At 38.1% G+C, this 13,265-nt stretch carries 10 protein-coding genes; 4 read left to right on the top strand and 6 right to left on the bottom strand.

What is annotated here, in order from left to right; translation table 11 throughout:
• Positions 1–10 precede the first annotated feature (10 nt).
• The 4 genes from ACK2WI_RS03975 to ACK2WI_RS03960 all read left to right on the top strand — a co-directional run bounded on the left by ACK2WI_RS03975 (position 11) and on the right by ACK2WI_RS03960 (position 4,512).
• Complete coding sequence (locus tag ACK2WI_RS03975) at positions 11–1,429, top strand: efflux transporter outer membrane subunit (RefSeq protein ID WP_409149860.1); 1,419 nt, start codon at positions 11–13, stop codon at positions 1,427–1,429.
• 147 nt (positions 1,430–1,576) lie between these two features.
• Positions 1,577–2,335, top strand: coding sequence for an MlaE family ABC transporter permease (locus ACK2WI_RS03970; protein ID WP_409149859.1), 759 nt, complete (start codon positions 1,577–1,579; stop codon positions 2,333–2,335).
• A 196-nt stretch (positions 2,336–2,531) separates the two neighbouring features.
• Positions 2,532–3,584, top strand: coding sequence for an ATP-grasp domain-containing protein (locus tag ACK2WI_RS03965; RefSeq protein ID WP_409149858.1), 1,053 nt, complete (start codon positions 2,532–2,534; stop codon positions 3,582–3,584).
• A 613-nt stretch (positions 3,585–4,197) separates the two neighbouring features.
• Complete coding sequence (locus ACK2WI_RS03960; RefSeq protein WP_409149857.1) at positions 4,198–4,512, top strand: DNA-directed RNA polymerase subunit alpha C-terminal domain-containing protein; 315 nt, start codon at positions 4,198–4,200, stop codon at positions 4,510–4,512.
• Between the two features lie 172 nt (positions 4,513–4,684).
• Here ACK2WI_RS03960 and mobC read toward each other — a convergent pair whose 3' ends face one another.
• The 6 genes from mobC to ACK2WI_RS03930 form a co-directional block, all read right to left on the bottom strand.
• Entirely contained in the window at positions 4,685–6,673 is a 1,989-nt protein-coding gene (mobC, locus tag ACK2WI_RS03955) for a conjugal transfer protein MobC (RefSeq protein ID WP_409149856.1), read from the bottom strand.
• A gap of 60 nt (positions 6,674–6,733) precedes the next feature.
• Positions 6,734–8,023: a relaxase/mobilization nuclease domain-containing protein gene (locus ACK2WI_RS03950; protein WP_409149855.1), complete on the bottom strand. Its 1,290-nt coding sequence runs from the start codon at positions 8,021–8,023 to the stop codon at positions 6,734–6,736.
• Positions 8,011–8,400 carry a plasmid mobilization protein gene (locus ACK2WI_RS03945; RefSeq protein WP_409149854.1) on the bottom strand — a complete coding sequence of 130 codons (390 nt, stop codon included), beginning with the start codon at positions 8,398–8,400 and terminating at the stop codon, positions 8,011–8,013. Before ACK2WI_RS03945 ends, ACK2WI_RS03950 begins: the two co-directional genes overlap by 13 nt.
• Before the next feature lie 1,079 nt (positions 8,401–9,479).
• On the bottom strand, positions 9,480–11,399 hold the full coding sequence (locus ACK2WI_RS03940) for a DUF3732 domain-containing protein (RefSeq protein ID WP_409149853.1): 1,920 nt from the start codon (positions 11,397–11,399) through the stop codon (positions 9,480–9,482).
• Positions 11,396–11,878 (bottom strand): three component ABC system middle component, encoded by a 483-nt coding sequence (locus ACK2WI_RS03935; protein ID WP_409149852.1) that lies wholly within the window; start codon positions 11,876–11,878, stop codon positions 11,396–11,398. The genes ACK2WI_RS03940 and ACK2WI_RS03935 overlap by 4 nt, the downstream gene beginning before the upstream one ends.
• Positions 11,868–13,088, bottom strand: coding sequence for an ABC-three component system protein (locus tag ACK2WI_RS03930; protein ID WP_409149851.1), 1,221 nt, complete (start codon positions 13,086–13,088; stop codon positions 11,868–11,870). The genes ACK2WI_RS03935 and ACK2WI_RS03930 overlap by 11 nt, the downstream gene beginning before the upstream one ends.
• Between the last annotated feature and the right edge of the window lie 177 nt (positions 13,089–13,265).

Below are 13,265 nucleotides of genomic sequence, written 5' to 3'. Positions count from 1 at the left end.
GGATCAAAAAATGAGAATAAATATTTTTAGACATATACTAATGGGTGTTGTCGTGGCCACCTTCTTCTCTGCATGTGCTGTGGGCAAGAAGTATTCCCGGCCAGAAATCGATGTGCCCGCAAAATACCGAAATGACGTGCCGGTCACCGCTGATACCGTCCTGCTTCCTTGGAAAGAGTTCTTCCAGGATCCAATATTGATCACGCTCATTGATAAAGCGCTTGAACGAAATGCCGAAGTAACTATTGCCTTAAAAACCATAGAGCAGACGGAATTGCAGGTCAAGCAGGCGAAGTTAGCTCTGCTTCCCACAGTTGATGCGGCTATTGGGGTAAACAGGAGTTATCCTTCGAAAAATAGTTTGAATGGTTCGCTGACGGAGCAATTTACAGGCTCTAAATTTATTGACGATTTTAACGCCGGCCTGTCGGTTTCCTGGGAAGCTGACATCTGGGGTAAATCGAAAATGCAGCGCGAACAGGCCAGAGCGGAGTATTTTGCACAGAAAGAAAATCTTCAGGCGCTGAAAACGAGATTGATCGCCGAAGTGGCGTCTGCATATTTCAACCTGATAAGCTTGGACCGTCAGCTGGAAATCGCCCGTGAAAATGTTGCCTTGAGTGACAGCACACTTCAAATGATATCCCTGCAGTACAATTCCGGGTTGGTGACTTCCGTTGGGATCGAACAGGCTGTGGCCCAGAAGAAAACTGCCGAGCTTATCATCCCTTTGGCGGAACAGAACATCCTGATACAGGAAAACGCGCTTAGTATTCTGTGCGGCGATTTTCCTTCAACCGTTGAAAGGAAGCGGGGAATGGATAATATCGTCCCTCAGGATCTGTTTCTGGGGGGGGTACCCGCTTTGTTGCTAAGTCGGAGACCCGATGTCAAGGCAGCGGAGTACAACGTTATGTCTTTTTATGCGCGAACCGGACTGGCCAAAGCTGCCATGTACCCTTCCTTTAGCCTTACAGGACAGGCTGGCGCGAACTCGTTCAAATTTAACACATGGTTTGACCTTCCAGGCTCCCTAACAAAAAACTTAGCATTGAACCTGACACAGCCTATTTTCCAAAAAGGACAATTGAAGACGGCTTATCGCACGGCCCTATTAGAACAGCAAAAGGCTGCTGTGCAGTTCAAACAGACTGTGCTTACTGCAGTGGGTGAGGTATCCGATGCATTGGGACGAGTTCAGGGTACGGACAAAAGAATTGATATTGCTCTTGAACGTGCTAGTTCATTAGATAAAGCGACCAAAGATGCTATGCTTCTTTATCAGAACGGAATGGCTTCATATCTTGAAGTTATAACCGCTCAAAACGGTAAACTTCAGAACGAACTCGAGCTTATCGGTATTCAGGCGGAAAAACTTAGTGGTATTGTTGATCTTTATAGATCTTTGGGAGGCGGTGTAGATAATTAACATGCTGTTGTTTAACACCTTGCATTCATGAGCATGTGTAGTTAGTTTTCCCTTTCAGAGAGATACCTCCTTCGGGAGGTATCATTTCTCTTTATTGTTCAAATAGGTAACAAGCTGATAATATCCGCCAAAACAATTGTATAAAATATGGTTCGAAAATTTGAAAAATTCCTTATAAAACTTGCACATATTTACCGTTTCCTCATCACCGTCATCAAGGAAGCTGTTTCTCCACCATATGAACCGAGGGAGATTATTAAACAATGTTATGACATAGGCTGGAAATCGTTTCCATTGATCAGCTTAACTGGATTTATTGTTGGCTTCGTTTTCACTAAACAATCGCGTCCCTCGCTGGAAAACTTTGGTGCAACCGCTATGTTGCCTTCGCTCATATCCATTGCTATCGTTAGAGCATTAGCACCATTGGTGACGGCACTTATTGCCTCAGGCAAGATCGGGTCGCAAATTGGGGCCGAGCTAAGCAGTATGAACGTAACCGAGCAGATAGATGCTATGGAAGTTTCCGGAACGAATCCAAAGAAATTTTTGGTAGCAACCAGGATACTTGCAACAACTATCATGATCCCTATATTATGTTTTTACGTGGCAGCTATCGGACTCTTGGGAGGCTACTTCAGCATAACGGCCGTGGATGACGTAAGTTTTCTGGCATTTTTCACCCGTGTTTTCATTACGGTCGATTTACCAGATATCTTTGCCATGGTTTTAAGGGCAGTTATATTTGGTTTCACAATTGGATGCGCTAGCACGTATATTGGATATTATTCTTCTAGAGGCACGGAAGGAGTTGGAAAAGCAGCCAATTCGGCTGTCGTTACCTCTATGTTTTTGGTTTTCATTGAGGAGCTCCTGATCGTTCAGCTTCTCACTGTGCTGAAGTAACTTTAAAAACGGATAATTGTGAACTCCCAATAAGCCGAATCCAAATGGGATCAACAGCAACAAACACCTTCTGGTATTGGTATGGGTATTGCGGGTATTTTAACTGAGTATATTTCGCTAATGGAATAGGAAGTGAAAATGAATAAAGGACGATCAGTTGAAGATTGTCATCGCCCATTCTTAATTTTGACAATCTATGAAAGAAAAAGTAGCAATAATTTACCAAATGACCACCCCGCCGGAACGCAACGGGGTTATTAAACCGATGAAACCTGGTGGGTATGCCGATAGCGGTGCGGACATCGCCTTTTCCCTTCAACGTCAGAATACGTGTGTCATAACACCGGTCGATAATCCAAGAATCGCAAAAGATTTAGATTGGGTTTTTCCCGATACTTCCCAAGGAATACAAACTGCGATTGACAAAGGGGCAAGCATTATCTGGTTAAACACTGTTTTGTATAAAGGGCATCCTATTGAGGATTTTATCCGGTCTGGAATTTCGGTTGTTGGACAGATTCCCGAAAATGTGGACTTGTACGATGATAAGTTGGTTACCAACGAGCTGCTAAGAACATCAGGGCTGCCTATTCCAAAATTTGTTATGATAACCGCGGGAAACGTGGATGGATACACATTAGATTTCCCATTTCCTGTTGTGGCAAAACCCATTCGTGGCAGAGGTAGTCAAGGAGTTTCATTTGTGGAAAATTCCATCGATTTAAACAGGACCATTCATGAAATGTTTAATGGGCAAAGTTATGGGGCAGCTCTTTATGTAGAGGAATTTTTGGCGGGGCAGGAAATTACGGTTACCGTGATGCCACCTGGAGAATATACCTTCAATGAGAAAATAATAGTAAAAAACAATTACTGGTCCTTGCCACCAGTGAAACGTATTAACCATCTTAACGGAATTGCACCCTATAACGGTACAATCGCCATTATCAATAACAGCAAAGTTATTTCAGATATGGAATGGAAACAGCCGCATATCTTGCAGCTTTGCGAACAATGCGAAAGAGCTGCTGAATTGGTACAGGCCAAAGCTCCGATTCGCATTGACTGCCGCGCGAATGTGAATGGTGATTATTATTTGTTCGATTTAAATATGAAACCCAATATGACGGGGGCTTCACGTCCGCAACGGTATGATCAGGACAGCTTAACCGCGTTGGCAGCCAGAAAAATCGGCTGGAGCTTTGATGATTTAATCCTAAATATGCTCAATCAAAATTGGAAAAAATAAAATTTAACCTGTTTTTCTGGCATTTCTTAAGGCCACCCCATTCATTGAATTTTCATGCCTGGCTGATTCTACTGCTTCCCCTTGCAGGCATTATTCCTTTCAGGATATCCTAAAGAAACTGTTTTTATGTAAAAGACCACCACCCATTTTATATTTTTCCTGAACAATTGCAGCGTAGGAAGATCCAGTTTGGATACCGTATCATCCCACGGGAGATAATATTTGAGGAGAAAAATTTGCAGCATATAGAGTTTATCAGCCCTACAAATCAGCATCTTAACTCTTCCACTCCTAACATTCAAATACTATATTGAAAACTACTGGCAGTTTTACCCTAAGCATGAAGTATGAACAATTGTTAATATATCATATATAAAGGGTTAATTCTGCTTAATTCTTGATGGACGAAAGAAAATCCCTTTCATTTAAGAGGTATGGTAAGGTTTTGGTTGAAAAGGGAACAGGTCACTCAATCACCAGTTTTACAAGACTCCTTATCCGAATTGGTTTCCATTGAACCTTTTCGAACCTGTAATTGGAAATTACTTCCATAAAAAAATCCTATATCTAAATAGATTCCTTAAATTTAAGTTCTCTACCTAAAAAACTGAATATGAATTCCTCAGAAATATTATCCAAATTGAAAGAACTTCAAGCTAGGGGAGAACACATGGTCTCCATATCGGAATTGTTGGACTTTATTCACCGACGAAATGAAGAGCAGCTGTATGGTGTTGACCTTTCTAATGGGAGGTTTTCCTTAGACCCACAATTAGTAACCCTTTTAAATGACCACGGAATAAATACGGTAGGTGACTTATGCAGTAAATCCATAAGCGATCTATTGAGAATAAAATCTTTCGGTAAAAGGAGGTGTTACCAAATCTATGATTTTCTGAGGCAGGTTGATCTAAAATTGGCTCCCTGATAAAATCTTCATTATGGAAAAGAAATTGACATCATTATGCTCAAAAAAGATCTCGAATCAGGCGAGGATAAACAATTGAATCCTTCTATAAGCTCATCTCAGAAACCCGGTTTCCTATATCGCATTAAAATGGACTTTCTTCGATTTAAATTGACCACATCTTTACATCCAATTATTTCTTAACCAATAAATAGGCCAGGGATGGGGTATCGGATATGCGCCTCATTTCATGGAATGCCAAATCCTCGATATCTTTCTTTATCTGATTGAAGTTTATGATTATCTGCTCAGTGGTTAGCTGGCGAACGATTGGTATCTTTTTATAATCTTTAATCTCCTTTTCCAATAAATGATGATCATTGATTATGGAACAATGAAATGCCTTGAGCATTATCTTGCTTTTTGGATTGTCGGCAACCATGCCCACAAACTCACCGGAACTCAGCGAAGAGATTTTAGATGCCGGAATAGCATATTCGAGCTGCTTGGAACGACTGGTCGAGGTGTCGGCACTGTTCAGCGAATAGCTTTCCCTGTCCTGCAATATCTTTCCGAAACGCTCGGAAAGCTGTTTTGCCGTATCTCCGCTGACCTGCCCGGACAACACGTTTCCGGATATGTTCATGATCACGTCCGACTGCTCTCGGCCATAATCCTTGCGCAGCTGACTTAGGTCCTGAATGGCGATGCTGGTGGAGACTAAATTGTCGCGGGCCGTTGCGATCAGACTATCGATGTTATTGAGGTATATTGTTGGAAACTCATCAAAGATCAAGCTTGACTTGATCTTACCTTTCTGATTGACCAATTTGACCAATCGGTTGATGTACAGGGAAAGCACGGCTCCATAGATCTGAATTTTCTGGGGATTGTTGCCCATGGTCAATATCTTGGGCTCCTGCGGGTTATTGATGTCCAAGGTAAAATCATTTCCCGAAAGGATGTAATATAATTGGGGGGAGGAGAGCCTTGCCAAAGCGATCTTGGCCGATGCAATCTGTCCTTCGAGTTGATCCATGGCATCATTGAGGTAACCGTTGATGAAGGGATTGACGAGTACCTCGATTTCTTTATCGGCGCGCAGAAGTGAAAATAAGGTGTCGTAATCCAGCTGCAGCAATTCGATAGCATGGGGAAGTGTACAAAATTCCCCCTGTCGATACCGCCGTAAATACCAAATGATGGCCGTCAGGAAATTGATGGGGGACTCGACAAAAAAATCTCCCTGGCGCTTTATCCATTCCCGGTTCAGTCCCAAAAGAATTGTCCGAGCACTTTCCGCTGCATCAGTAATGTCGATCATGGAGCTAGGATCAAGGGGATTGCAACGACTCGACCGGCTCAGGTCATCGAAATTGATGCTGTAAAATTTTAAGGGACTATCGTTAGTTCTGCAATACTTCAAGAAATGATTATATGCAATGGTCGTCAAATCATCGAACTTGAAATCATAAATGAACATCGAAAATCCTTTTTGAATATGCTGGCTGATAATATGCCGAATGATGAAATAGGACTTACCTGAACCTGGACTTCCCAGAACCAATATCCCTCGGAATGGATTAATGATGTTGACCCAACTTTTGCGCACCTTATCCTTTAACAGGTAGGTCGCCGGCAGGTTAATGGAATATTCATTTTCCAGGAGTTCTTCATGTTGTGGAAAGGTTTCATTTTCCCTGTTAAAAATGTCGGATTGAACTATCTTAGCGGAAATTACCCTAGTCATCCAAGTACCGCCCATTAGAAAGGTCAAAAAGCCGCAGCTTGCCAGCAACATATATCCATATAACCGAAACTCAAAAGTAAGCGGTATGTGGAAAGCTACATCGCTAAAGAAATATAATAATAACCCGATTAATATATAGGCAATGGGTTTTTGATATGTGATTTTTTCATCTTTTTTTCCTTTTGCACCAATCAAAGAAATCAATAAAAACCCCAGTGCTAGCATCTTGGAAATAAGCATGCTGTTGAATAAACCAGTCCTGTGCAACATCAGCATGATATGGTCAGAAAACGCATGTTGCCAACCTATCTTCCTAAACCAATTGTATCCTATCGCATAGAAGTGAATCAGAAGCAATCCGATTGCTATCCAACGTGTGAGGTCAACTATCTTTCGAAGTGCCTGTTCATTTTCTCCGGTCTGTAGTGCCATGCTCGGTCATTTAATTTATCTATCCATTCATTACCTAATAAATCTTCCCTTCCCAATCCATCAATACTGGATTTTTCGCTTCTTCTTTTTCCTACGTTTCTTAAAGGCATGGGGAATATAATCTGCAGAATTTGACGCATTGAAAAGTGTTTCAAAAGGGCCCTTAGCTATCGAAACAACCTTCATCGTAATTCCAGACCCACCATTAACCTTATTTGGTTCGGATCTAGCTGGGACAACATTCAACCTAACGAAAGGACGGTCCTGAAGCTTTAGGGAATTCTTTTCAAGGACGGGATCAGCCAATCGTGCTAATATAGCCTTGGCACTGTATCGCTTGCCAAGCTCGCTTCCATTGAATACGCACTTGTTCTTGTGATCTACATAGGTAATGCCATAAACAACCCCATTGGCGTTTTCTCGGAGCACCACGTGAATGGCCTGTCGTTTAAGTCTTTCCTTGAGTTCCTCGATATCCTTAATTTGACCCTGAATGGCCTTATCGATGGAGTATATTGTCCGTACCTTGTGCTGCTTTCGATATGATTGCTTTTGCTCAAAGCGATCCTGTAAATTCTTTAATGTGGGTCTGCTGAATAAATCACTAGCCTTGATGGGGACGCCAACCTTATTACCATGCTCATCCATTAGACGATACAGCAAACCCTTGTTGGTATAGATCCTAGAACGTTCGCTTCCTCGGTCTGCTAGCACATTGAACTGTCGAAGAATGGCATTCAACTGATGGAGACTACTGAAGTTATAGGAATTCAGTACCTCCTCCAATACATGCTGAATGGCTGCTCGGGTCTCACTCCGTCCGTACTGCACCTTGGCGAGATCTATACCTTTGGGAATATGCGACAGCTTCAACGTACTTCGTTCCGCTTTGACCAAATTGAATTCCCGCTCAATCAAAGACCTGATCTTTTCGGACTGGTTGCGACCCATGTTGTGCATGTCAATGCAACTTCCATCGGAGCGTACCTTGATACTCACTAAATGAATATGAGGATGTGCAGCATCAAAGTGCCGGTAAATGAGAAAAGGCTGATTCGAAAAACCGATCCCTTCCATATAACGTTTGGCGATCTCGATCAACCTATCATCAGATAGATCTTTTTCGGTCGGATCAAAGTTCAGGGAAATGTGAACGCTATTTCGCATAACCTTGCTGTTCAAAGCTGCTTGTTTCCTGAGCCTATTCAACCGCATGGAAGAACTCATCTGATGTGCCTCCATCGGATAATTTATAGCGGAAAGGCACCTTGCTATGCCCATCTCAACCTTGTTTTCATTGTATAGAAATATCCGGCGGATGGAACTTCCAGTCTTGATCACTGCAACCATGTTTCCCCCATCTTTTGAATGAGCAGTTTAATCTCCGCTAGCTTATTGGAAAGTAACCTAGCTTGGAGCTGATGATTGAGTATCCATGATCTTAGATCTGATTGAGGAGAGAAAGTATGCAGCTTCTTTACCGACTGATTGAGATTGATCCCAATGGCGTTGAGTTCATTACGAAGCTGAATGAGCAGGATCATGCTCTCGTCCAAGGACTTATTGCGATAGGACCTGACGATGGGCTTACTTAACAAAACCGAACGAGCATATTCACTCAGCTTTCTACAGGTTGAACCTCGCAACTGCTGCTCCAATTTATTGAATTCAGAAACTGTTAACCGAATACCTACGATTCTGGTTCTATTTTGACTATTACCCTCCATCACATTCCTTTCTTCACTTCTATCAAAACACCTTAATCCACAAAACCACGAGTTCCGAGTCAGGCTTACCATTGCGGTTGTTTAACAACCGGACATCTTGCCGATTGCGAAAGAACCAGCAATCTCTTTTAGTAAAATTAAGGCATAATGATTAAGAAAGCATCACTTCATTAAATTTTAAATAAGCTTATTTTATTTGATATTAAAAAAAATAGAATATTATAATTTGTGATCCTGTTGGGAAAATTAGAGTCATTTAATGGATGATTTAAGAAGTTACTTTTGGAGGTTTAACAGGTTTTTCTATTAGGAGGATTAGTCTATCATTTTCAAGCCGCTTTAATTGCTGGATTATAATATTAGACTTCCAATAATTGCCGATTTTTTCCATGACAATAGTCACAGAGCATAATAATTCAATTTTTCCATAAAAAGTTTATTAAATGAAGTTTGCAGTTAGCCATCCATTTTATATCGTGAATGGCATATCTATTTGTTATAAGTGTAGTGCCAAAATTCCAGTAATAATTAATGTTGGTTTTAACAGCATTGGCAGTGATTTTACATTCTATAACAATGTAACCTTTATAGATGAAAGGTTTGTATATTAACCGTAAAATTTTCATTATATAAAATTGGATTTTCAAAGTTTATTCAAAAAGAATATTGGGTAAATCACTTTATTTATTGCGATGCTTTGCAAGGTGACTTTTTCCTACATTAAGAGGTCGATGGTACCTTTATCCCATAAGACCTTAATAATTGTAAAGTGTTGATATTGATGGTAGACTTCCCCGTTTTTGAAGATACAAAAATAGTATATCATTCTCACGATCACAAAATGAACTTTTATATTAATCCGGATTCTTTACTACCTGAGCTTTCGATAACTATGAAGGTTGCAAAAGATGAGTTTAATTAGCATGGTAAAAATTATGGTTTAAAGGGCATTAGGTAAAAATGGAAGAGAAGGTGTAAAGTGAATTTTTAAAATCCAATTCCTTTTATCATTTTAAAATATGATAGGAATTGGATTTCTCAAATTAATTTTTTTGTAAATTGTTGTTTAGCTTCTGACATTACTTAATTGGCCAATCTGAAGGTATAAGCCTTTCATTACCACTTCTTGGCCACTTGTATCTGGTTGCAAAATCATATTTTTTAAAGTACGCATGTTCCAATATAATTACTTGTAAGTCAGGATCTTCTTCAACTTTGTCAAAAATGAATTCAAAATGCTTGACTAATGCAGATTCATCCTCGTCAATTTCTTTTATGTCTCTTTCAGATTCTTTTTCACTTTTTGGGTAATATGGCCTACTAACTTGATCAAGAATAAGAAGCGCTGGAACCGGAGCATTTATGGAGCTTAAATACTTTTGTAGTGAAAATGAAAAAGAAAGATGGAGGCTAAGGTAGTTTTCATCCGAACCAATATTTTCAAATTCAATTTTTTGACCCGTTGCTATTTCAGTAATTACTAATCGTGGTGGTTTTGTGAAAAAATTGACATTACAATCATCTAATGGAATACCCCTAGGTAATTGTTTTAAATTTGATGTTGTTAAGTTGGATATCTCCCTACTAGCCGTTTCTAATTTCTGTTCTTTGCTACTTTTACTATACTTTTCCTTAATAGAATTTGCCTCACTTAAATATTGCATCAGCTTAGATCGATCAAAAGTTACAGCTTCAGTATTTTGGTCTAAAAAATAAGAAATTCTACCAATTAACCTAGAAATACTTTGATTCATTTCTTTCTGCATAGTTGCACTTTGTGACTCTTTAAAGAGGACATTTATTGCATCTTGCAATTCTTTTGCTTTATTTTGGTAATCAATATATGCGTTTTCAAGATCAATAATATATGCATTAATTTTGGGCTTTTGTTGTTTTACAACATTTGCTTCTTTTGATAATTTAGACAAAGAGTTTTTAAGAAGATCACTGGTTTCAGATAATTTATCATCTATATGAGAATTGCATATTGGGCATGAATTCGGATTATGACGGAAAAAATTTTCGGTTTTTAACTTCGCAATTTGTATGTCTAAAACATCCTTAAATTCAGTATTTATTTCATTGCTTGATTTCGCTACATTTATTTGGTTTCTTAACTTATTTGCCTTCTCAAGGATATTGATTTTTTTCCTATTTAGATTGTCTAAAATTTCTTTTTTCTCAAATACAATTTCTTTATAATTCCAATTTTGAACATCATTTAGTATGTTGATTAAAATATTCTTATCATCGAATGTCTCGTCTTCTAGAATTCCCAATTGTGCTGCTTCTTTGATAAGCTGGTTTCCATTTCGGACAGTATCTGATTGCATGGATTCAAACTTTTCTTGTTTTTTTGTTTCAGCATCTATTCCTTTTTCGAGGCCTTTTAAGCGACCTAAATCTTCTAGTTCTTGTATATCAATAGCACCTAAGAAATAGGGAATTGAATCAATTATCTTTTGCGCTTTTTGATGATCATTTAGTCCATTTAGTAAAAGGTTATCGCTATCAATTACCGACTTGTCCAAATACATATATGGAGTTAAAAACCGTAATGAAATTTTACCAGTGTTCAACTTTAAATTGTCATCGTTTACTCCCTGAAAACCAAATAAAGTTTCAATTAATACCCTCGCTTCTGTATCATTTACTTTTCCTTGAATGTCTTCAATTCTTTCTGGAATATCAATTTTGCTTCCATAGGTTATATACATTTTGGAGGTTGCTTTTCCATTTTCAGCAATTTCCCTTCCAATTAGTAAATTTGTTGTTCCATTGGTCCAAACCGAGCAAACCATCTTAACTCGTTGTGTTATAAACGATGGTATTTTGCAAGATGAGGATGCTAGGCAATAATCAATAGATGAAATTACTGCAGATTTACCGGTATTTGATGCTCCGGTAATTATGGTTACTCCATTTACATTAAATCGTATTTCCCTTTTTTGGTTGTTTTTACTATAAAATACTAGATGTGAAATATTCCATCTTCTCATATTGTTATTCTAAAAAAATTAAAAATTGTTTCTGTTGATCCGACTTGTCCAAACCATTGGCCTAGTCTTTTTGCCAATGAAAAATGATTTTTTAAATATTTATCAGCACTATAATTTATGTTAATATTTGTAGGATTAATAGCTAATTGAGAATTTCCAACTGGTTGTAGTATCCCCTTAAGAACTCCATACTTAAATGCATCAGCGAAGTATTCGCTTGAATCATTTATTTTCTCATTTAATGAAAGGGTAATAGAAGGATTGTTATTTACCCAAGAAAATAGTCCAGTTTTTATATTTGTCCCATGCATGGTCTCTTTAATTGAATTTGATAAAATTAAAGGAATGGGAAATAACAAAAGAGATGCTGGGCAAGCCGAATTAGCTTCTTGCATATACCCCTCTGTAAAACTATATAGAAGTAGAGAGCAGAAGGCAGGATTCGTAGATGCTAAAATATCAATGCTTTTACTTTTCATTAGGATCTATTAGAGATAAATAATTACAATGCCAACCAATGACTAAATTTTTTGATAACATTTGAAAACTTCCTCTAACAAGGTCTGGATTGTTATAGCCAACACTCAATGGTTTCATTCGTTGAGGTGCATCTTCAAACGTCCATTTTAATAATTTTCTACCTTCCTCCTTTAATTTTTCCTCATCTAATTGATCCTTGACATCTTCTATCTCACCAAATTTGTACGACCATTCTTTGGTTAACAAAGTATCGTATTTTTCTAGTTTTGCGGCAGCCGAAATGCTATCTGAAATCCATTTTTCTCTTTGTAGTCTTGCTAAAACCTCAGTGTCATAGGAACGCTTTCTTAAAGTTCTTGGTGCATTAATGATATCTAATTGTTGTTCTTGTATATAGTGGGTTGACAAAGTTGAAGGAATAGGCAAAAATTCACTGTCATCTGTAAACCCGTCACGGTTTAATTCCATAATTTTATTTGCTATAAATTCCTGCAGCTCTAATTTGTGAATAGTTCTTTTTGTGTCACTGATTAATGAATCAATAATTCTTTTTTGCCACCAACTGATAATCTCACCAGTTAGCATGTTTTGCATTCCTGGAGGAGTTGTTTTTAGATAAAATATGATCTCATTCTCTGTGTCCTTTATTGGTGCAGAGTCTGATAAAAGGGTTATGCTATGAATCAATTCCTTTTTCTGCTTTTCATTCAGAGATAGAAACTCTTTACACCCTTTATATTTTTCTTCATATGGTAATTTTTTGGAATCTTTTATAGGAGCTTCCTTTCTAGCATCCAAAACGCGTTGAGCCTCCTTACTTAATTCTTTTATTAAATTTTGACGACTTCTTCCTTCTTCAAAATTCAGTTCATTTAGAGGCCCGTTTTCATCTATAGATGCAACAGTCATTAAAAAAAATAGGACTTTTTCTATTGCCCCCCTTTTCATAATTGTCGACCAAATTCTTAAAGTTTTCCAGATTTCAGTAGATTTTATGGTAACCTTGGTTGAAGGATTTATTGAGTGTTTTAATTGCAATAATTTAAAAATTCCACCCTCTTCTAATGTTACATCATCCCACGTTTCTAAACTAACAGAACAGTCGTCATTTTGTGAATCAAATAATTGTAATAATGCTACCATTCCTTGGTAATAATATCCCAAAGCCGAAGAAGATGCATCAAACTGTGAATTTTCATTCGTTTCCATAAAAAATGAAGTTAATAACGTTCAAAGTAATAATATTTCATTAGTTATGGAAGTATTAATTTTGAGAGAGTTTTAGGTTATTGGATTTTCAAACAAAATATCCTAGATTTTCTTTGCATCATAATGGGAATATCTGAACTTTTTTAATAAACTAATTTGTAATTTAATAGAAAATAA

This window comes from Sphingobacterium sp. BS-2, assembly GCF_046161205.1.
In the GTDB taxonomy this organism is placed as follows: Bacteria; Bacteroidota; Bacteroidia; order Sphingobacteriales; family Sphingobacteriaceae; genus Sphingobacterium; species Sphingobacterium mizutaii.
This window is presented reverse-complemented; position numbering and strand designations above follow the sequence as displayed.